Raw genomic sequence first — 21,186 nt, forward strand, 5'->3', positions numbered from 1 at the left:
TTCACAGCGAAAATCCACCACGAGGTCACGTCCGGCGCCTAGGTTGGGTGACGTCCGGCAGAGGGGGGCCGAAGGCAATGCCGATCCACCGCACCATCCGTAACACCGACACCGTCCGAACCATCGCTCCCGGTGACCAACCGGCCAGACCCGACGTACGCCTCGGCGGCCCGGCCGCGAGGTCCCGGCCCACGAGTGCCGGCGCCGGTCCCGACCGGCTGGTCGCCCGGCACACCGTGCAGACCTCGACCGCGGACTACTCGCTGGTCCTCAACGGGCCGGCCTGGATGACCCGGCGGATGCTGAGCGAGGCGATCGGCGACGCGGTCGCCGAACTGCGGGCGATCGACGTGACCTACAGCCCGCTGCGCGAGGGCAGCCTGGTGTCCCGGCTGCGCCGCGGCGAGGTGGCCCCCGAGGCCTACCCGCCGCTGCTCGACATCGTCGAGCGGTGCAACGCGATGCGGGCGGCGACCGACGGTTGGTTCGACGCCTGGGCGGTGCCGGGCGGGTTCGACCCCAGCGGCCTGATCAAGGGCTGGGCGGTCGAGCGGGCCGCGGCCCGGTTGCGCGCCGCCGGCATCGATGACTACGCCGTGGTCAGCGGGGCCGACCTGACCGTACGCGGGCACGCGCCGCACGGCGGGCCGTGGCGGGTCGCGATCCACCACCCCTACCAGACGAAGCGGCCACCGATCATGCTGGCGATGACCGGGGGCGCGGTCGGCACCTCGGGGGTGGCCGGCCACCAGAACCACGTCGTCGACCCGCACACCGGCGAGGCGGTCCACCACCTCGCGGCCGCCACCGTGACCGGCCCGGACCTGGCCGTCGCCGACGCCTACGCGACGGCGCTCTTCGCCGCCGGCCGCGCCGGACTGGCCTGGTTTCCCACCGCGGACGGCTACCGGGCGCTGCTCGCCCCGACCCGCTGAGCGGACGGTCGGCCGCCCGGAAAGACGACCGGCCCCCACGATCTCGGCAACAGATCGCGAGGGCCGGTCGAAGACGAGTACGCGTGGCTCGCGCACAAGTGCCGGCACGCACCCGACGTGGTGTCCCATCACCCGAAGACGAGCCCACGCCCGAGAATCGCTGCGTAACCGCGCGGATACGCTATCGATTGCAGCTCACCGAGCGCAAGAGGTACGTCCACCGCGTGTCGATCCGGGGTTGCGCGAAACCTGACCCCGGTCGGATGGCAGTCTGTGGCGCGTGAGTTTCGATCTGGTCGTGTGGGCCCTTGACGCAACGGGCGCCACGGCGGCGAATGTGCGCGCCGCCCACGAGTCGTGCCGGCGGGGCGAGCACCGGGCGGGGCCGCCCGATCGCCGCATCCTCGCGTTCCACGCCGCGTTGACCGCGAGCTACCCGGAACGGGCCGCCAACTCCCCGTGGGCGGTGACACCACCGCACATGGCCGCCGACCACCTGGAGATGAACCTGACCGAGACCTGTGCCGACGAGGTGCTGCTGACCGTGGAGCGACTCGCCGGCGTATACGGGTTGCTGCTGTTCGACCCGCAGGACGGCTCGGTTTATCCACCACCGGCCACCGTAGGGCGCTGATCACGCGCCGCCGGACCGGGGCGCCGCCGGCCGCGGCGCAACGGGCCGGCGGGTGACCGACCGCAGTCGGACACCCGCCGGGTCGCCGTTGCCTACTCGTCGCGCAGGTCCGCCGCGCTCGCGGCGACGGCGCCGACCGCGTCGGCGGCCGAGGCGAGCAGTTCGACGCCGACCGCCGAGTCGACGGTGAGGGTCATCAGCGCCTCACCGCCGGCCTCACGCCGGGCCACCTGCATCGCGGCGATGTTGACGCCGGACTCGCCGAGAATGGAGCCGATCGTGCCGACCACGCCCGGCCGGTCGACGTAGCGCAGGAAGAGCAGGATGCCCTCGGCGCCCAGCTCCAGGTCGAAGCCGTCGACCTCGGTGAGCTTGATGACCTCGCGGGTGCCGCTGACGACCACGGTTCCGGAGACGGAGACGGTACGGCCGTCCGGCAGCGCGCCGCGCACGGTGACCAGGTTGGGCTGGTCGACGGTGTCGGCGAAGGTGGCCAGCTCGACGGCCACGCCCCGGTCGGCGGCCAGGTGCGGCGCGTTGACGTACGTCACCTGCTCCTCGACCACCGAGGTGAACAGGCCCTTGGTGGCGGCCAGCTTGAGCACCGAGACGTCGTTGGCGACGATCTCGCCACGGACCTCGACGGTGACGCTGGCGGCGATCCCGCCGGCGACCGCGGTGAAGACCTTGCCGAGCTTCTCGGCGAGCGGCAGCAGCGGCCGGACGTCCTCGGCGACGACGCCGCCGGCCTGGACGTTGACCGCGTCCGGCACGAACTCGCCCTGGAGCGCCAGCTTGACGCTCTTGGCGACGGCGAGGCCGGCCTTGTCCTGGGCCTCGGCGGTCGAGGCGCCCAGGTGCGGGGTGGCGACCACGTTGTCGAACGCGAACAGCGGCGACGCCGTGCACGGCTCCTTGGCGTAGACGTCGACACCGGCGCCGCCGACCCGGCCCTCGGCGATCGCGTCGGCCAGGGCCTGCTCGTCGACCAGGCCGCCGCGCGCCGCGTTGACGATCCGGACGCCGGGCTTGACGATCGCGAGTTCCTTCTCGCCGATCAGGCCGACGGTTTCCGGGGTCTTCGGCAGGTGGATGGAGATGAAGTCGCTCTCGCGCAGCAGCTCCTCCAGGCCGACGAGCCGTACGCCGAGCTGGGCGGCGCGGGCCGGCTGGATGTAGGGGTCGTACGCGATCAGGCGGGTGCCGAAGGCCGCGATCCGCTGGGCGAACAGCACGCCGATGCGGCCGAGCCCGACCACCCCGACGGTCTTGCCCTGCACCTCGACGCCGGTGTACTTGGAACGCTTCCACTCGCCGGCCTTGAGCGCGGCGCTGGCGCTGGCGGTGTTGCGGGCCACGGCCAGCAGCAGCGCGACGGCCTGCTCGGCAGCGGAGACGATGTTGGAGGTGGGCGCGTTCACCACCATGACGCCGCGGGCGGTGGCGGCCGGCACCTCGACGTTGTCGAGGCCGACGCCGGCCCGCGCGACGACCTTGAGCCGCGGCGCGGCGGCCACGGCCTCGGCGTCGATCTGCGTGGCACTGCGCACGATTACCGCGTCGGCCTCGGCGAGCGCGGCCAGCAGGGCGACCCGGTCGGTGCCGTCGACGTGCCGTACGTCGAAGTCGTGGGCCAGGACGTCGAGCGCGGCGGGGGCGAGCTCTTCAGCGATCAGTACGACAGGAGTCATCGGTCCTCGTAGATATCGTCAGGGGCGGGTGGTGTGCGGCGGCGGGGGCGCCGCTCTGCGCCCAGCACTCCCCCGAGCGGGATACACAACGGGGATGCGGCCTACCGCGATCGTAGGCGCCACCGGCGCCACCACGGCCCGCACCCCCGCGTGAGTGCCCTCACAAACCCGACCTAACGCCCGCGCAACCGCTTCCAGGTGAGCCCTCTCACGCGGGGCTTGCGATCTCCGGAGTGCGGCCTCGCGGGCTCGGTCTTTCCACGGCTGGACCGGTGCCGACCTGCCGGAAACTGTTCGCCTCGGCGGTCAGCGTGTCGAAGAACAGGTCGAAGTCCAGCGATCCCACCGGCGGGTAGATCCGCTCCCGGGGCGGCTCCTCGCCGGGGGCCAGCGCCCCCTGGGCGACCATGAAGTCGAGGATCGCCTCACGCACCGCCGGCAGCGACACCGGCGAGTGGTAGAGCACGTTCAGCGCCTGCATCCGCATGCCCTGGACGTGGTCCTCGCCCTTGTTGTCGTGGAAGTGCGGGTTGCGGGTCTCGATCTGCAGGACCGGCACCGAGCTGGTCATGACCTCGGGATAGGAGGCGGGCAGCACGCCGCCGAACTGCTCGAAGAGGTCGACGTACTCGAAGGGCTCGACGGCGAACCCACCGGCCAGGCGCATCCGCAGCCCGAGGTCGAGGCTGAGCGCGTGCTCGCCGGCGTTGCCGGTCGCGATCACCTCGGTGCCGAAGCCGGAGTATTCGGCGACCAGCCGGTTGAGGAACTGGTTGGTGATCTCGGAGCTGCGGCCGCGCCGGCTGAAGAAGAGCCGGCCGTCGCGCAGCTTGGGCTTGGAGTGCCAGGAGATCCGGACCATGGCGTACGGGTTGGCGGCCAGGTGCAGGCCGGCGGCGTAGACCTTGACGTATTCGTGCACGGCGCCGGGCACGTAGTTGTCGGCGTCCACGTAACCGATGTAGGCCCGTCCGGTCATCGCGGCGACGGCCATGCCGATCAGCATCGCCTCGCCCTTGCCGGCGCGGACCATCCCGTCGTCACCGACCAGCTCGGGCATCCCGGCCGCCTTGAGGGCCGCGGCGAGACCCGGGTCGCGCTGGTGGATGGTGATCGCGGGGCGCTCGGCCGACTGGCAGAACTGTTCGACGGTCTGCGCCTCGATCTCGAACCGGTCGACCGGATGTCGGTCGCTGTTCGAGACCAGCACGATCAGACAGTCGTGCGGGATACCGGAGAGCACACCCTCGATCACCCTCCGTGTCTCATTCATGCACGGAATGACAATTACCATCTCGCGCTCGATGGCGCGGATGGCATCGTGCGAGACGATGCCACTGCCCCGGGCCCCCGTGGCATCCCCGGAGTCCAGCTCGATAACGCGCTGAAGTTCGTGGATGCGAACGGCGCCGAAGCGTTCGGTACGGTGCGAGTGCTCCAGACGCATGCGGCGACAGTACCGGAGACTTAGATTAACTGGTTGTAACCAACGGTCAAATAGGCACAGCGCTCGACTTCCGCCACGAACGGACGCCGAATCGCAACCTGGACGTAACGCACAATGATCGAGGCGTTCCCGTTGCCGCCCAGGCGACATGTCGGGAACGCCTCGATGAAGTGCCGTTCGCTGACCTTGGACGTCAGGCGGTCTCGGTGATCGGTCGATCGACCCAGCTCATCATCCCGCGCAATTTCCGACCGGTTTCCTCGATCGGGTGCGCGGCGCCCTCGGCCCGCCACTTGTTGAAGTTGGGCCGGCCGGCGTCGTCCTCGGCGATCAGTTCGCGGGCGAACTCACCCGACTGGATCTCGGCCAGGATCTTGCGCATTTCCTCCTTGGCCCGGGCGTCGACCACCCGCGGACCACGGGTGTAGTCGCCGTACTCGGCGGTGTCGGAGACGCTGTAGCGCATCCGGGCGATGCCGCCCTCGTACATCAGGTCGACGATCAGCTTCAGCTCGTGGAGGCACTCGAAGTAGGCGACCTCCGGGGCGTAGCCCGCCTCGGTCAGCACCTCGAAGCCGGTCTGCACCAGCGCCGAGGCGCCGCCGCAGAGCACCGCCTGCTCACCGAACAGGTCGGTCTCGGTCTCCTCCTTGAACGTGGTCTTGATCACACCGGCCCGCGTGCCGCCGATGCCCTTGGCGTACGACAGCGCGAGCGCGAGCGCGTTGCCGGTCGCGTCCTGCTCCACCGCCACCAGTGCGGGCACGCCCTTGCCGTCGACGTACTGCCGGCGGACCAGGTGACCCGGCCCCTTCGGGGCGACCAGGGCCACGTCCACGTCGGCCGGCGGCTTGACGAGGTCGTACCGGATGTTGAGGCCGTGACCGAAGAACAGCGCCTTGCCGGCCGACAGGTGCGGCGCGATCGACTCGGCGTACAGCGAACGCTGCGCGGTGTCCGGCGCCAGCACCATGATCAGATCGGCCTCGGCCGACGCCTCTGCCGGGGTCAGCACCCGCAGGCCCTCTTCCTCGGCCTTGGCCCGGCTCTTCGAGCCCTCCGGCAGGCCGATGACGACCTCGACACCCGAGTCGCGCAGCGACAGCGCGTGGGCGTGCCCCTGGCTGCCGTAGCCGATCACCGCGACCTTCTTGCCCTGGATGATGCCCAGGTCGGCGTCGTCGTCGTAGAACACCTCAGCGGTCATGACTTCCCTTTCCTGCGACGGGCCCCTGCGACCCGCCGTCACTAAGCGGCACGCAGCGCCGGGCCGGTGGTGATCGAGCGCGAGCCGCGCCCGATCGCCACGAGGCCGGACTGCACCATTTCCTTGATTCCGAACGGTTCGAGGTCGCGCAGCAGCGCGTCGAGCTTGTCGGGCGTACCGGTCGCCTCGATGGTGAGCGTGTCCGGGGCGACGTCGACGACCCGCGCCCGGAAGAGCGCGACCGTCTCCAGCACCTGCGCCCGCGCCGCCCGGTCCGCCCGGACCTTGACCAGCAGCAGCTCGCGGGCGACCGCGGCCCCCGGGTCCAACTCGACGATCTTCAGAACGTTGACCAGCTTGTTGAGCTGCTTGGTCACCTGCTCCAGCGGCGACTCGTCGGCGTTGACGACGATCGTGATCCGGGAGACCTCCGGGTGCTCGGTCTCCCCGACCGCCAGCGAGTCGATGTTGAACCCGCGCCGGGAGTAGAGGCCGGCCACCCGGGCCAGGACGCCGGGCTTGTTCTCCACCAGCACCGACAGCGTGTGCTTGCTCATGCCTTCTCCTCGCTGCGCTCGTCGCCGCCATGACCGGCACAGAGCTGACTGATTCGCTCGCGGGGCTCGCTCATGCCTTCTCCTCGAACTCCGCCGGCGCGGTCACAGGTCGTCTTCGTCGAACGTGGGGCGGACCCCACGGGCGAACATGATCTCGTCGTTGCTGGTGCCGGCGGCGACCATCGGCCACACCATGGCGTCCTTGCCGACCACGAAATCGATCACCACGGGGGCGTCGTTGATGGCCATCGCCGCCTCGATCGTCTTGTCCACGTCGGCGGCGTTCTCGCAGCGTAGCCCGACACACCCGAGCGCCTCGGCGAGCTTGACGAAGTCGGGGATGCGGTGCTTGTGGGTGCCCAGGTCGGTGTTGGAGTAGCGCTCGTTGTAGAACAGCGTCTGCCACTGGCGGACCATGCCCAGGTTGCCGTTGTTGATCACGGCGACCTTGATCGGGATGCCCTCCAGGGCACAGGTCGCCAGCTCCTGGTTGGTCATCTGGAAGCAGCCGTCGCCGTCGATCGCCCACACGGTGGTGTCCGGCATACCGACCTTCGCGCCCATCGCGGCCGGCACCGCGTAGCCCATCGTGCCGGCACCGCCGGAGTTGAGCCAGGTCCGCGGCTTCTCGTACGAGATGAACTGGGACGCCCACATCTGGTGCTGGCCGACACCCGCGGCGTAGACCGCGTCGGGGCCGGCGATGGCGCCGATCCGCTGGATGACGTACTGCGGGGCCAGCGTGCCGTCGGCCGGCTCGTCGTAGCCCAGCGGGTAGCGGTCACGCAGGTCGTCGAGCTGCGCCCACCACTCGGTGCGGTCACCGGTCCGGCCGCCGCTCTGCTCGACGGTCGCCGCCGCGATCAGCTCGTCGATCACGTGCCGGGCGTCACCGACGATCGGCACGTCGGCGGCCCGGTTCTTGCCGATCTCGGCCGGGTCGATGTCGGCGTGCACGATCGCCGCGCCCGGGGCGAACGAGTCCAGGTTGCCGGTCACCCGGTCGTCGAACCGCGCGCCGAGCGCCACGATCAGGTCGGCCTTCTGCAGCGCGTAGACGGCCGCGACGGTCCCGTGCATCCCGGGCATGCCCAGGTGCTGCCGGTGCGAGTCGGGGAAGGCGCCCCGGGCCATCAGCGTGGTGATCACCGGGATACCGGTCAGCTCGGCCAGCTTGCGCAGCCCGTCGGTCGCCTCGGCCTTGAGCACGCCGCCGCCGACGTACAGCACCGGGCGGCGGGCGGCGTTCATCAGCCGGGCCGCCTCGCGGATCTGCTTGCCGTGCGGGTGCAGCGTCGGCCGGTAGCCGGGCAGCTCCAGGGTGGGCGGCCAGGAGAACGTCGTCTGCGCCTGCAGCACGTCCTTGGGGATGTCGACCAGGACCGGGCCCGGCCGGCCGGTGGAGGCCAGGTGGAACGCCTCGGCCAGGATGCGCGGGATCTCCTCCGGCGTCTGCACCAGGTAGTTGTGCTTGGTGATCGGCAGGGTGATGCCCTGGATGTCGGCCTCCTGGAAGGCGTCCGTGCCGATCGCCGGACGGGCGACCTGACCGGTGATCGCCACCACCGGCACCGAGTCCATGTAGGCGTCGGCGATCGGCGTCACCAGGTTGGTCGCGCCCGGACCGGAGGTGGCGATACAGACCCCGACCCTGCCGGTGGCCTGCGCGTAGCCGGTCGCGGCATGGCCGGCCCCCTGCTCGTGCCGGACCAGGATGTGCCGCACCGTCGAGTCGTAGAGCGGGTCGTACGCCGGCAGGATGGCGCCGCCCGGAATGCCGAACGCGACCTCGACGCCGAGCGCCTCCAGCGACCTGACGAGCGAACCCGCACCGGAGACCTGGGCCGGGCCGGGCGGCGGTACGGGCACGGCCGCCGAGCCGGACCCGGTGGCGAGGGTGGCCGGGCTGGGCGTCGCGTGGACGCGGTTGGCGAGCGTCTCTGGCGTTGGTCTAGTCATCGCAATTCTGGCCTTCGGTCGGTGCGGCACGCTCTACGCGTGATGCGGGTTCGGCGCGGACCGGCGCCCGCGCGGGCGGACCCGCGCCCGGACGGGCAACGGGTGGCTGGCCAATAAAAACGGCCCACGTGCAGATGCACGGGGCCAGCGCACTCTCGAACGATGAGAGTGCGCTCAGATAAGTACTCGAAACGACCTGGTCGGCGACATGGGGCTAAGCCTGACGCATCTCACGCGCTGAGTCAACTGATCTCACATCCTGGTCACCGCGTGTCGGATTCCGCTGGTCAACCTCGTGCGACGACTGCGCCGGGTCCACGTCCGGCGTACGGTTCACCGGCGCGCCCACGCCCCCGTCGGCCCGTCCGCCGATCTGCCGGGGAACGGCCGGCACCGCCCGCGCGCCCGGTGACGTCGCCGACTCCAGCAGCGCCTCCAGGTGCTCGGCGGGAACCCCCCAGCCGAAGAGCTGCCCCTGCCCGAAGCGGCAGCCCGCCTCGACCACGGCCGCCATCTCGGTCTGGTTGGTCACCCCCTCGGCGATCACCTGCAGGCCGAGCTGGTGCCCGAGGCGCATCACGACGTCGACGTACGGGGCGAAGACCCGGTCGGGCCGGCCGTCCACCGGCGACTTCTGCTCGGCCACCAGGCTGTGGTCGATCTTCAGGATGTCGATCGGCAGGTGGCGGAGCTGGCCGAGCGACGAGTAGCCGGCGCCGAAGTCGTCCAGCGCGATCCGTACGCCGATGGCCCGCAGCGCCCGCAACCGCTTGATCAACTCGTCGAGGTCGGTGGCCACGGTGTGCTCGGTCACCTCCAGCACCAGCCGCTGCGACGGCACCCGGTGGGCGCGCAGCGCCTCGGCCACCTGCTCGACGTATTCCGGGGCGTGCAGCTCGCGCGGCGACACGTTGACCGACACCCACACGTCGTGGCCGGCCGCCCGCCACAGGGCGAGCTGGTGGCACGCCTGGTGCAGCACCCACGACCCGAGCGTGGCGATCATCCCGCACTCCTCGGCGAGCGGGATGAACTCGTCGGGGCGTACCTTGCCCAGCCGCGGGTGGGTCCAGCGCAGCAGGGCCTCGGCGCCGACCGGCCGGACCGCCGGGATCTCCGCCACCGGCTGGAACACCAGGTGCAGTTCGCCGCGCTCGACCGCACCGCGCAGTTCGTGTTCCAGGGTCGTCCGCCGGCGCAGCAACTGGTCGTAGGCGATGTCGTACTGCTCGACCCGGTTCTTGCCGCGCTGCTTCGCGTAGCGCAGTGCCAGGTCGGCATTGCGCAGCAGGGTGGGTACGTCCGACCCGCCGGTGCGCCGGGCGATACCGATGCTGACCGACAGGAAGACGATGCCGTCGCCCTGCTCGTACGGCCGGCACAGCACCCCCAGCAGCCGGTCCGCCGCCCGCTGCGCCTCGGCCGGCCCGGTGCGCATCAGCACGGCGAACTCGTCACCGCCCAGCCGGGCGGCGAGATCGCCCGGCCGCAGGTTCTGCCGCAGCCGGGCGCCGACGTCGCCGAGCACCGCGTCGCCGACGTCGTGGCCGCGCATGTCGTTGACGTATTTGAAGCCGTCGAGGTCCAGGGCCAGCAGGACCACCGGTACGTCACGTTGGTGCACCCGGCGCAGTTCCTTCAGCAGTCCGCGCCGGTTGGCCAGCCCGGTCAGCGCGTCGGTGTGCGCCAGGTCCCGGTAGTGCGCCTCGCTCTCGGCCAGCCGGTGCGCGTACGCCCGCACGTCGAGCAGCGCGACGTACTGCCGGGCGACCAGCGCGAACCCCTCCGCGATGCCGGCGGCGATCCCCGGCGCGGTGAACCGGCCCTCGAGCAGCAGGTGGTAGACCGCCGAGGCGGCCATGCCGAGCATCGGCAGGAAGGCGTAGGCGGTGCCCCGGCGGATCACGTCGCCGTGCGGCTCGCCGGGGGTGTCGGGGAACCGGACCGCCCAGACGAGGACGAGCACGCCGACCGGCACCGCCACGGTGCTCGCCAGCACCATCGCCGTGCCCGGCTGGCAGACGCCGGCGGCCACGCCGAGCCCGCCGACGGCGGTGGTGACGATGCCGGCACCGGTCAGGATCAGTCCGCGGCGCGGCCGGGCGGTCCGCAGCACGGCGACCACGGCCACCCCGACCACGATCGCGACCGCCACGCTGGCCAGCAGGATCGCCGTGCAGGTGGTCGGGGTCGCCGCGCCCAGGACGCGGGTCGGCTCGGACAGCAGCACCCAGCCGACGAACCACAGCGCGGCCCCGACGACCACCGCGTCGAGCAGGTGGCGGGCCACCGTGCGGGTGTCACCGGCGAGGCCGGGCATCCGCAGCAGCCCGACACTGAACAGGACCCCGCTGAGCACGACCCCGATCGACACGACACCGGCCAGGGTGACCCGCTGCTCCCGGTATGCCGACCAGTCCGGAACCATCGCGACCAGGCCGACGAGACCGACGACCAGGCTGGCGGCGGCCACCCCGGCCCCGGCGGCGAGCACCAGGCGGGCGCGCCGGCTCGCACCGGAGTGTCGGCGGGCTGACCAGACCAGCATCACCGTGCCGATCACGGCGGTGAACCCACCGGCCACGGCGGCGATCTCGACACCCGAGGGGAAGTGCACACATCAACTCTGCCGGATGGTGACCTGGCGTGGGGGGACGGGGTGTGCGACAGCGGGTCCGGCGGCTATGGCGGACGCCACACCTTTTCCCGAGTGGTGGACCCGCCGTACGGCGCGGCGGCCGGTGGACGGGTCGCGGTGCAACACTGGGGGGTATGCCTGACCTGCGGTCCAAGACCTCCACCCACGGGCGGACGATGGCTGGAGCCCGCGCCCTGTGGCGCGCGACCGGCATGACGGACGACGACTTCGGCAAGCCGATCGTCGCCATCGCCAACAGCTTCACCCAGTTCGTGCCCGGGCACGTACACCTCAAGGACCTCGGCGGGCTGGTCGCCGACTCGGTCGCCGCGGCCGGTGGGGTGGGGCGCGAGTTCAACACGATCGCCGTCGACGACGGCATCGCGATGGGTCACGGCGGGATGCTCTACTCGCTGCCGAGCCGCGAACTGATCGCCGACGCCGTCGAATACATGGTCAACGCGCACTGCGCCGACGCGCTCGTCTGCATCTCGAACTGCGACAAGATCACGCCGGGGATGCTGCTGGCCGCGCTGCGGCTCAACATCCCCACGGTCTTCGTCTCGGGCGGCCCGATGGAGGCCGGCAAGACGGTCGCGATCGAGGGCATCGTCCACGAGAAGATCGACCTGATCGACGCCATGATCGCCTCGTCCAACGACGCGGTGACCACCGAACAGCTCGACAGCATCGAGCGGTCGGCCTGCCCGACCTGCGGCTCCTGCTCGGGCATGTTCACCGCCAACTCGATGAACTGCCTCACCGAGGCGATCGGTCTGGCGCTGCCCGGAAACGGCTCGACGCTGGCCACCCACGCCGCCCGCAAGGATCTGTTCGTCCGGGCCGGCGGCCTGATCGTCGAGATCGCCCGGCAGTGGTACGACAACGACGACGCCTCGGTGCTGCCCCGCGCGCTGGCCAACCGGTCGGCGTTCGAGAACGCGGTCGCGCTCGACGTGGCGATGGGCGGCTCGACCAACACCGTCCTGCACCTGCTGGCCGCGGCCCGCGAAGCCGAACTGGACTTCGGCGTCGCCGACATCGACGCGATCTCCCGCCGGGTGCCGTGCCTGGCCAAGGTCGCCCCGAACAGCCCGAAGTACCACATGGAGGACGTGCACCGGGCCGGTGGCATCCCGGCCATCCTCGGCGAACTCGACCGGGCCGGGCTGCTGCACCGCGACGTACGCGCCGTGCACTCCCCCGACCTGGACACCTGGCTCGCCGACTGGGACATCCGCGGCGGCAAGGCCCGCCCGGAGGCCGTCGAACTCTTCCACGCCGCGCCGGGCGGCGTACGCACCACCGAGCCGTTCTCCACCACCAACCGGTGGAACCGGCTGGACACCGACGCCGAGGCCGGCTGCATCCGCGACCGTGCCCACGCCTACACCGCCGACGGCGGGCTGGCCATCCTGCACGGCAACCTCGCCCCGGACGGCTGCGTGGTCAAGACCGCCGGCGTCGACGAGGAGCTGTGGCGGTTCAGCGGGCCGGCCCGGGTCTTCGAGTCGCAGGACGACGCGGTCAGCGGCATCCTCGCCAAGGAGGTGCGGCCGGGCGACGTCTTGGTGATCCGCTACGAGGGTCCGAAGGGCGGGCCGGGCATGCAGGAGATGCTCTACCCGACCTCGTTCCTCAAGGGTCGCGGGCTCGGCAAGGCGTGCGCGCTGATCACCGACGGCCGGTTCTCCGGTGGCACCTCGGGCCTGTCGATCGGTCACGTCTCGCCGGAGGCGGCCGGCGGTGGGCTGATCGCGCTGGTCGAGGACGGTGACGAGATCGTCATCGACATCCCGGCCCGGTCGCTGCGGCTGAACGTGCCGGACGAGGTGCTCGACGCGCGCCGGATCGCCCAGGACAAGCGGGACCGGCCGTACACGCCGGTCGACCGGCAGCGCCCGGTGTCCGCCGCGCTGCGGGCATACGCCTCGATGGCCACCTCGGCCAGCGACGGCGCATACCGCCGCGTGCCCGAGTAACACCTTCGTCGCGGGGGCCGGGAGCGCCGCTCCCGGCCCCTCGACGTCCACCGGGTCGGAAGCCCCGTGATCGTGCGGTCGCCCGCCACGGGCACACCGATGATCGTCTGCTGTCCGACCGGGGCGACACGCCGTCCGAGGCCGGCAGAGCAGCAGACGATCACCCGGCGCAGGCGATTCGCGCGGCGCAGGCGGTCAGCGCGGCGTGGGTCAGGCGCGGGCGGCCTCCATCGCCAGTGCGGCCGCGCCGAGCAGCCCCGCGTCGCCGCCGAGGGTGCTCGGGTGAATCCGTACCCGGGTCACGAACGGCAGCCCGGCCAACTCCGCGACCGCCGCCCGCAGCGGGTCGAAGAGCACGTCGCCGGCGCCGGACACGCCGCCACCGATCACCACGTCGTCGAGGTCGATCAGCGCGGCGGCGGAGACGATGCCGGCGGCCAGGGCGACCGCCGCCCGGTCGAAGGCACGCCGCGCCACCGGGTCGCCGGCCCGGGCGGCGTCGGCCAGGGCCCGGGCGTCGGCCGGCCGGTCTCCCGGCGACCAGCCCTGCTCGACCGCCCACCGGGCGATCGCCGGCCCGCTGGACAGCGCCTCCACGCAGCCCCGGCCGCCGCACGCGCAGTCGGGTCCGCCCAGGTCGACCACGATGTGGCCGATGTGCCCGGCGTTGCCGGTGCCGCCGGAATGCACCCGGCCGCCGATCACCAGGCCGCCGCCGACCCCGGTCGAGACCACGATGCCGAGCACCGAGCGGTCGCCGTACCCGCCCCGCCAGTGCTCGCCGAGCGCCATGCAGTGCCCGTCGCCGGCCAGCACCGCCGGCCGGCCGGGCAGCACGTCGCGCAACGCGTCGAGGATGCCGAAGTCGCGCCAGGCGCCGATGTTGACCGGGCTGACCGTGCCGGCCAGCGGGTCGAGCGGCCCGGCCGACCCGACCCCGAGACCGACCAGTCGCCGGCTCGGCCCCCGCTCGGCGACCTCGCGCACGAGGCTGTCGAGGGCGGCGGCCACGGTCTGCGCATCGGAGCTGACCGGGGTCGGCACGGTCGCCTGGGTGGCGATCGTGCCGTCCGGCTCGACCACCGCCGCAGCCAGCTTGGTGCCACCCACGTCAACAGCTAGAACGGGACCCGTCACGCCGTCACCTCGCTCCGTCCGGTCGATCCGTCACGACCTACGACGCAGGCCGCCGGTCGTCCCGGCCCCTGACCTGGTCACACCGTGTTCCCGAACGGACGGGTTCATACCGTGCCGGCGGTGAGGTCGTTGACGCAGCGTAGAACCGGACGGGCGGCCAGGGCGGCCGGGTCCACCGGTCGGGACGTACGGACGGTGAAGCTCACCGACTCGCCCGGCAGCAGGGTGACCAACGCGTCGTCGACGACGGCCGCCGGGTCGAGCCGGTCGGCCAGCACGGTCAGGTCGCGCAGCACCGTACGGGCGGTCACGGTCAGCCGCAGGCCGCCGTCGACCGGCTCGACGGTCGTGTCGTAGGCCGCCGGCGGGTAGGCGATCTCCCGGTCAGGGGCGAAGAACCACCAGGCCCGCAGGTCACCGCTGGCGCAGACCAGCAGTTCGCGCCGGGGGTCGCCGGGCTGGGCCAGGTCCGCCGGCAGCGGCACGGTCGCCGTCGCATACGCCGCCACGTCCAACTCCACGACCGCCTTCGCCCGTGGTTCGCCGTCGAGCCCGACCCGACTGACCGTCACCCGGGCCGTCCAGCGTCGCCCGCCGTCGTTGACGGCCACCAGGGCCGGTACGCCGTCGCGCGGCTGGACGGTGAGCAGCCGGTCGGCGTACGCGCGGCGCAGGGCGTACCACAGGGGTTTGCGGCGCCCGTCGCCGTCGACGGCGGACCAGGAGGTGACCGGCCAGCAGTCGTTGAGCTGCCACACGATCGTGCCCATGCAGACCGGCCGGTGCGACCGGAAGTGCTCGACCCCGAGCGCGATGGCACGGGCCTGGTTGACCTGGGTGAGGTAGTGCCAGTCGTCGAAGTCGCGGGGCGTCGGCAGGTGGGCGTCGAGGCCGCGGCGCAGCTTGGCGTCGCCGTCGGCGGCCTTCTGGTGGTGCCGCATCCCGGGCGAGTCGGGGGCGAGCGGGTCGTCGCGCAGCGCCCGGCGCAGGGTCGCGTACGCCGGCGGGGCCTGGTAGCCGAACTCGGCGACGAACCGGGGCACGTATTCGCGGTAGCGGACGTAGTCGTCGGTGTTCCACACGTCCCAGATGTGGGTGCTGCCGTGGGCCGGGTCGTTGGGGTGCCGGTCGTGGTCGCCGGACCACGGGCTGCCCGGCCAGTACGGCCGGGTCGGGTCGAGTTCGGCGACGACGGCCGGCAGGAGGTCGAAGTAGAACCCGGCACCCCAGCTCCGGTCGCCCAGCGGCTCCCGCCAGTCCCAGTCGTGCCAGCCCCAGATGTTCTCGTTGTTGCCGACCCACATGACCAGGCTCGGGTGGCTGGCCAGCCGGGTCACCTGCTCGCGGGCCTCGGCGGCGACCTCGGTGGCGAACGGCTCCTCCTCGGGGTAGGCGGCACAGGCGAAGAGGAAGTCCTGCTCGACCAGCAGGCCGAGGGAGTCGGTGAGGTCGTAGAAGTCGTCGGACTCGTAGCGGCCGCCGCCCCAGACCCGGATCAGGTTGACGTTGGCGTCGCGGGCCTGGGCGAGCCGCTGCGCGTAGCGTTCCCGGGTGACCCGGGTCGGGAAGACGTCGTCGGGGATCCAGTTGACGCCGCGGACGAAGACCGGCACGTCGTTGACGACGAGGGTGAAGGCGCTGCCGTGGGCGTCGGCGGTGGTGTCGAGGCGTACGGTGCGGAACCCGATCCGCCGCTGCCAGGCGTCCAGCGGGTCGCCGTCGGCGGCGTGCAGGGTCACCTCCAGCGGATACCGGGTCGGTTCGCCGTACCCGTGGGGCCACCACAGCTCGGGGTCGGCGACGGTCAGGGTCAGCACGGCGGTGTCCCGGCCGGCGTCGACCGTGGCCTGCGCGGTGGCGCCGGCGACGGTGGCGCGTACGGTGAGCGGGCCGGCGCCGCGGTCGGCCCGCTCGATCCCGACGTGCACCTCGACCCGTCCGGCGCCGGCCTCGACCGTCGTGAGCGGACGTACGTGGGCCAGCCGGGCGACCCGCCAGGTGTGCAGCCCGATGCCCTGCCAGATGCCGGCGGTGACCAGGGTCGGCCCCCAGTCCCAGCCGAAGTTGCAGGCCATCTTGCGGATGAGGTTGAACGGCTCGGGATACGAGTTCGGCCGCTCCCCCAACTCGTCGCGACGGGCCAGCGCGTAACGGTAGGCGGAGTCGAACCGTACCCGCAGGGTGTTGTCGCCGGCCCGCAACGCGGGGCGGGCGTCGAAGCGGTAGCCGCGGTGCATGTTGGCCGTACGGCCCAGCTCGACGTCGTTGAGGGTGACCGTCGCGACGGTGTCCAACCCGGCGCAGACCAGGTCGACCCGGTCGTCGCCGGCCGGGTCGGCCGCGAAGGTCGTCTCGTAGATCCAGTCGGTGTGTCCGATCCAGGCCAGCCGGGTCTCGTTGTCGTCGAGGTACGGGTCGGGGATGCGGCCGGCGGCGAGCAGGTCGGTGTGCACGCAGCCGGGCACCGTGGCCGGCAGGACGGCGCCGGCGACCTCCTCGGGCACACCGGCTCCGGGGTCGCCGCTGCCGGGCACCGCCCGCAGGGTCCAGCCGTCGTGCAGCGGTCGCAGGCCCGCCGCGTTCGCACCGTGGGTCAAGACTTCACCGCGCCTTCCATGATTCCTCGGACGATCTGACGTCCACCGATGAACAACATCACGAGCAGTGGCAGCGTGGCCACCAGCGCGCCGGCGAGCACCCGGCGGTAGAGCACGTAGTTGCCGCTGGCCAGGTCGGACAGGGCCACCATCGAGGTGGGGTAGTCGGTGCCGCCCAGCGTGATGAGCGGCCACTGGAAGTCGTTCCAGGTGGCCACGAAGGTGAGCAGGCCGAGCACCGCGAGGGCCGGCCGCACCGCCGGGAGCACGACGCTCCACCAGATCCGCATCGTCGTCGCGCCGTCGATCCGGGCCGCCTCGATCAGCTCGTCCGGTACGGCCTCCATCGTGAACTGTCGCATGTAGAAAACGCCGAACGCGCTGACCAGACCGGGCACGATGACCGCGAGCAGGGTGCCGTTCCAGCCGATCTCCCCCATCAGGATGTAGAGGGCGACGACGCCGAGCTGGTTGGGCACCGTCAGGGTGAGGACGACGAAGACCATCAGCGCGTTGCGGCCACGGAACCGCAGCTTGGCGAAGGCGAACCCGGCCAGCGAGCAGAAGAACAGCACCGAGAACGTCACGACGCCCGAAACGATCGCGCTGTTGGCCAGTGACTGCACGAAGTACACGTCCTGCATCGAGAAGACCTCGCGCAGGTTGGTCAGCAGCATCCCGCCGGGCACGACCCGGGGCGGGATCTCGGCGAGGGCGGCGTCGGTGCTGGTGGCGACGACGAACATCCAGTAGATCGGGAAGGCCGAGAACAGGATCACCACGGACAGGAACAGGTAGCTCCAGAAACCGGCGGCCCGGTGGCGTGGTGCCCGCCCGGCGGGTCCGGCCCCGCCGGGATCGCCGGACCTGCGGGTGTCGGGCTTGCGCGTCGTGACGGTCGTCATCGGCGGCCTCCTCCGAGCCGGTTCGTGACGACCGCGTTCAGCACGGCGACCACGATGATGATCAGGAACAGCGCCCAGGACATCGCGGCGGCGTACCCGAGGTTGAGGTCCTTCCAGCCGACCTGGTAGATCAGCAGGGCGATGGTCTGCCACTCCCGGTTGGCGCCGCCGGTGGCGGCCGCGGTGTTCTGCTGGAAGAGCATCGGCTCGGTGAAGAGCTGCAACCCGCCGATGGTGGACAGGATGACCGTGAAGATCACCACCGGCCGGATCATCGGTACGGTGATCCGCCACAGCTGGCGCCACGGCCCCGCCCCGTCGACCGCCGCCGCCTCGTAGACGTCGCGCGGGATGGACTGCATCGCGGCGAGGTAGAGCAGCGCGTTGTAGCCGATCCACTTCCAGTTGACCATCGTCGCGATGGCGATCCACGACGACCACTTCGCCGCCCGCCAGTCGATCGGCTCGGCCATCCCGAGCACCGACAGCACCCAGTTGGCCGCCCCGGTGTCCCGGGCGAACACCACCGCGAAGATCAGCGTCGAGGCGGTCAGCGGCGTGACGTACGGCAGCAGCACGCCTACCCGGAACCAGGTCTGCGCCCGCAGCCCGCGGTTGAGCAGCCCGGCCACGATCAGGGCGAGGGTGAGTTGCGGCACCGTCGAGAGCAGGAAGATGCCGAACGTGTTGAGCAGGGCGTTCCAGAACGCGTCGTCGGCCAGCAGCCGCTCGAAGTTGGCCCAGCCGGCCCAGCCGGTCAGGGTGGGGTCGTCGAGCCGCCAGTGGCGCAGCGCGACGACCCCGTTGAAGACGATCGGGAAGATCCCGAAGACCCCGAAGAGCAGGAAGAACGGCGCGATCAGGAGGTACGGGGTGTAGCGCAGGTCGAAGCGGAGCAGGCGGTTGCGCCAGCCGTGCGGCTGGGTCGTCACGCCTCCGCCGCCTTCTGGGCCTCCTTGACCGCCTCGGTCCACGCGTCGGCCGCCTTGCCCTTCAGGTCGCCGCTGGCGAGCCGGTTGAGCACGTTCTCCACCGCGACCCGGGTCGGCCCGTTGCGCCGGCCGAGGTATTGCGGGGTGAGGTTCTCGGCGGTGCCGCTGAAGATCTGGCCGACCGGGGCGTTGCCGAAGAACGGGTTGGTGAAGTCGCGGATCGCCGGGTCGTCGTAGAGCGCCGGCTGCGAGGGCAGGTTGCCGACCTTCTTGAAGATCTCGATCTGCTGCTCGGGCTGGATCAGCCACTCCAGGAACTTGTACGCCTCGTCGATGTTCTTGCCCTGCTTGGGGATGGTCAGGAAGGAGCCGCCCCAGTTGCCGCCGCCGCCGGGGATCGCGGCGATGTCCCACTTGCCGCTGGTGTCCGGCGCGGTGTTCTGAATGTGTCCCTGCATCCAGGCGGGGCAGGCCAGCACCGCGAAGTCGCCCTTGACGAAGCCGGCGTTCCACTCCGGGGAGAAGGCGGCCAGGTCGGCCGAGAGCCCGGCGCCGATCGCCTTGGCGGCCACGTCGAACGCCACCTTCGGGCCGCCCTCCATCCGCAGCGTCTCGCTCTGGTCGTAGAAGCCGACCGGCTGCTGCCCGAGCACCGGGTTGAAGATGTTGGTGCCGGCGTCGATGAACTTGCGGCCGGTCTTGTCGGTATAGGTCTGGCCGGTGGCGATGAACGCGTCCCAGGTGGGCCAGAGCGCCGACACCTGGTCGCGGTCGGTCGGCAGCCCGGCCGCGGCGAACAGGTCGGTGCGGTAGCACATGGCGAGCCCGCCGACGTCGGTGCCGAGCCCGATCTGGGTGGCGCCGTCGGACGACAGCGTCTGCTGCCACTTCCAGGGCAGGTAGCGCTCCTGGTACTGGCCGGCGCCCTGGTCGAGCAGGTTGACGAACTTGTCGGCCTGGCCCCGGAACTGGATCACGAAGCCCTCGTCGATGGCGGCGATGTCCGGGGCGCCGGAGCCGGCGATCAGCTTCTTCTGGAGATCCTCGTGCTGGGCGTTGTATTCGCCGGTGTTGAGGCTGATCCGGACGTTCGGGTTCGCCGCCTCGTAGCGGCCCTTCAGTTCGTCGAGGCCGAAGTCGCCCCAGAAGTTGATTTTCAGGGTGACGGCGCCGTCGCCGCCACCACCGCTGTTGCCGCTGCATCCGGTGAACAGGAGCAGGCCGGCCATGCCGACGGCGGCCATCCGGACGATCCGGGATCGTTTCATGTCATCCTCCGAGCAATCATGGGAACGCTCCCAAGATCGAGGAGCGTTGACTGAACCGGATAAGTGACGACACCGTACGGGCGACATCGGAACATGTCAATCCTGTGTCCTGGGCATGCCAAACTGGTAACCTGCCCGGGTTCCACCTCCACTTAACCGAGAAAGGTCAACTGACCGGTGGGCCGGGTCGCCCCGGACCGGTAACCTGATGGGCCCGCCCGGTGCCGGGGCCGTCGACGGCCCGGCCGCCCGCGACACCGAGAGGAGACCGGTGAAACGGCCGACGATCGCCGACATCGCCCGGCGGGCCGGGGTCTCCAAGGGCGCCGTCTCCTACGCGCTCAACGGCCAGCCCGGGGTCTCCGCCGCCACCCGCGAGCGGATCATCGCGATCGCGCAGGAGATCGGCTTCAACCCCAACAGCGCCGCCCGCGCCCTGTCCGGCGCCGCCGCCAACGCCGTCGGGCTCACCCTCTGCCGGCCGGCCCGCACCCTCGGCATCGAACCGTTCTTCATGGAGCTGATCAGCGGCGTCGAGGCGGAACTCTCCGCCCGGTCGTACGCCCTGACCCTCCAGGTCGTCGCCGACCCGGAGGCCGAGATCGCGGTCTTCCGGCGCTGGTGGGGCGAACGCCGCGTCGACGGCGTGTTCGTCTGCGACCTACGCGTCGACGACCGGCGGATCCCGGTCCTCGAACGGCTGCAACTGCCGGCCATGGTGATCGGCGGCCCCGGCCACACCGGCACCCTGGCCAACGTGTGGTGCGACGACGGGGCGGCGCTGGTGGAGGCCGTCGAATACCTCGTCGCGCTGGGACACCACCGGATCGCCCGGGTCGGCGGCCTGCCCGGCCTGCTGCACACCGAGATCCGCACCCGCGCCTTCACCGACCTGTGCGCCCGGCTCGGGCTGTCGCGGGCGGTGACCGTGCCGTCGGACTACACCGGCGAGGAGGGCGGCCGGGCGACCCGACGGCTGCTCAGCTCGCCGGAGCGGCCGACCGCGATCCTCTACGACAACGACGTGATGGCCATCGCCGGCCTCGCGGTGGCCCAGGAGATGGGGCTGTCCGTACCCGCCGACCTGTCGATCGTGGCCTGGGACGACTCGGCACTGTGCCAACTCGTCCACCCCGCGCTGACCGCACTCGGCCGCGACATCCCGGCGTACGGCGCGAACGCCGCCCGCCGGCTGCTCGCCGTCGTCGCCGGCGACCCGGTCGACGACTTCCAGGACCAGACCGCCCACCTGACACCACGCGGCAGCACCGGTCCCCCGCCCCGCGACACCTGACCG

General features: G+C 71.6%; 15 protein-coding genes. 4 read left to right on the plus strand and 11 right to left on the minus strand.

Features of this window, described 5'->3' with window-relative positions; genetic code table 11:
• Window positions 1-77: 77 nt before the first annotated feature.
• Together AB0I42_RS00220 and AB0I42_RS00225 are read left to right on the plus strand one after the other, a co-directional pair.
• Window positions 78-935, plus strand: a complete 858-nt coding sequence (locus tag AB0I42_RS00220) for an FAD:protein FMN transferase (RefSeq protein ID WP_357532703.1) — start codon at window positions 78-80, stop codon at window positions 933-935.
• A 280-nt stretch (window positions 936-1,215) separates the two neighbouring features.
• Window positions 1,216-1,569, plus strand: coding sequence for a hypothetical protein (locus AB0I42_RS00225; RefSeq protein ID WP_357532705.1), 354 nt, complete (start codon window positions 1,216-1,218; stop codon window positions 1,567-1,569).
• Between the two features lie 92 nt (window positions 1,570-1,661).
• Here AB0I42_RS00225 and serA read toward each other — a convergent pair whose 3' ends face one another.
• The 6 genes from serA to AB0I42_RS00255 all read right to left on the minus strand — a co-directional run bounded on the left by serA (window position 1,662) and on the right by AB0I42_RS00255 (window position 10,978).
• Window positions 1,662-3,260 carry a phosphoglycerate dehydrogenase gene (serA, locus tag AB0I42_RS00230; RefSeq protein ID WP_357532707.1) on the minus strand — a complete coding sequence of 533 codons (1,599 nt, stop codon included), beginning with the start codon at window positions 3,258-3,260 and terminating at the stop codon, window positions 1,662-1,664.
• A gap of 208 nt (window positions 3,261-3,468) precedes the next feature.
• Complete coding sequence (gene mpgS, locus AB0I42_RS00235; protein WP_357532709.1) at window positions 3,469-4,707, minus strand: mannosyl-3-phosphoglycerate synthase; 1,239 nt, start codon at window positions 4,705-4,707, stop codon at window positions 3,469-3,471.
• A 193-nt stretch (window positions 4,708-4,900) separates the two neighbouring features.
• The gene (ilvC, locus tag AB0I42_RS00240) at window positions 4,901-5,956 is read right to left on the minus strand and encodes a ketol-acid reductoisomerase (protein ID WP_357532711.1); all 1,056 of its coding nucleotides are present in this window, start codon (window positions 5,954-5,956) and stop codon (window positions 4,901-4,903) included.
• Window positions 5,956-6,471, minus strand: coding sequence for an acetolactate synthase small subunit (gene ilvN, locus AB0I42_RS00245; protein ID WP_357532712.1), 516 nt, complete (start codon window positions 6,469-6,471; stop codon window positions 5,956-5,958). The genes ilvC and ilvN overlap by 1 nt, the downstream gene beginning before the upstream one ends.
• Before the next feature lie 102 nt (window positions 6,472-6,573).
• Window positions 6,574-8,430: an acetolactate synthase large subunit gene (locus tag AB0I42_RS00250; RefSeq protein WP_357532713.1), complete on the minus strand. Its 1,857-nt coding sequence runs from the start codon at window positions 8,428-8,430 to the stop codon at window positions 6,574-6,576.
• Window positions 8,431-8,644: 214 nt separating this feature from the next.
• On the minus strand, window positions 8,645-10,978 hold the full coding sequence (locus AB0I42_RS00255; protein ID WP_357533419.1) for a bifunctional diguanylate cyclase/phosphodiesterase: 2,334 nt from the start codon (window positions 10,976-10,978) through the stop codon (window positions 8,645-8,647).
• A gap of 224 nt (window positions 10,979-11,202) precedes the next feature.
• Between AB0I42_RS00255 and ilvD the strand changes: the two genes are divergently transcribed.
• Window positions 11,203-13,050: a dihydroxy-acid dehydratase gene (gene ilvD / locus AB0I42_RS00260; RefSeq protein WP_357532715.1), complete on the plus strand. Its 1,848-nt coding sequence runs from the start codon at window positions 11,203-11,205 to the stop codon at window positions 13,048-13,050.
• Window positions 13,051-13,260: 210 nt separating this feature from the next.
• On the opposite strand, the gene AB0I42_RS00265 is transcribed toward ilvD, so the two are convergent.
• From AB0I42_RS00265 to AB0I42_RS00285, 5 genes are all read right to left on the minus strand, one after another.
• Window positions 13,261-14,187 (minus strand): ROK family protein, encoded by a 927-nt coding sequence (locus tag AB0I42_RS00265; RefSeq protein ID WP_357532717.1) that lies wholly within the window; start codon window positions 14,185-14,187, stop codon window positions 13,261-13,263.
• Between the two features lie 104 nt (window positions 14,188-14,291).
• A complete protein-coding gene (locus AB0I42_RS00270) occupies window positions 14,292-16,784 on the minus strand; it encodes a glycoside hydrolase family 2 protein (RefSeq protein WP_357532719.1) in 2,493 nt (830 codons plus the stop codon).
• Complete coding sequence (locus AB0I42_RS00275) at window positions 16,781-17,689, minus strand: carbohydrate ABC transporter permease (protein WP_357532721.1); 909 nt, start codon at window positions 17,687-17,689, stop codon at window positions 16,781-16,783. Before AB0I42_RS00275 ends, AB0I42_RS00270 begins: the two co-directional genes overlap by 4 nt.
• A complete protein-coding gene (locus tag AB0I42_RS00280) occupies window positions 17,686-18,621 on the minus strand; it encodes a sugar ABC transporter permease (RefSeq protein WP_357532723.1) in 936 nt (311 codons plus the stop codon). The genes AB0I42_RS00275 and AB0I42_RS00280 overlap by 4 nt, the downstream gene beginning before the upstream one ends.
• Entirely contained in the window at window positions 18,618-19,889 is a 1,272-nt protein-coding gene (locus tag AB0I42_RS00285) for an extracellular solute-binding protein (RefSeq protein WP_357532724.1), read from the minus strand. The genes AB0I42_RS00280 and AB0I42_RS00285 overlap by 4 nt, the downstream gene beginning before the upstream one ends.
• A 271-nt stretch (window positions 19,890-20,160) precedes the next feature.
• Here AB0I42_RS00285 and AB0I42_RS00290 point away from each other — a divergent pair, with 271 nt between their 5' ends.
• Window positions 20,161-21,183: a LacI family DNA-binding transcriptional regulator gene (locus AB0I42_RS00290; protein WP_357532726.1), complete on the plus strand. Its 1,023-nt coding sequence runs from the start codon at window positions 20,161-20,163 to the stop codon at window positions 21,181-21,183.
• The last annotated feature ends 3 nt before the right edge of the window (window positions 21,184-21,186 follow it).

The sequence above is a fragment of the Polymorphospora sp. NPDC050346 genome (genome assembly GCF_040655695.1).
In the GTDB taxonomy this organism is placed as follows: Bacteria; Actinomycetota; Actinomycetes; order Mycobacteriales; family Micromonosporaceae; genus Polymorphospora; species Polymorphospora lycopeni.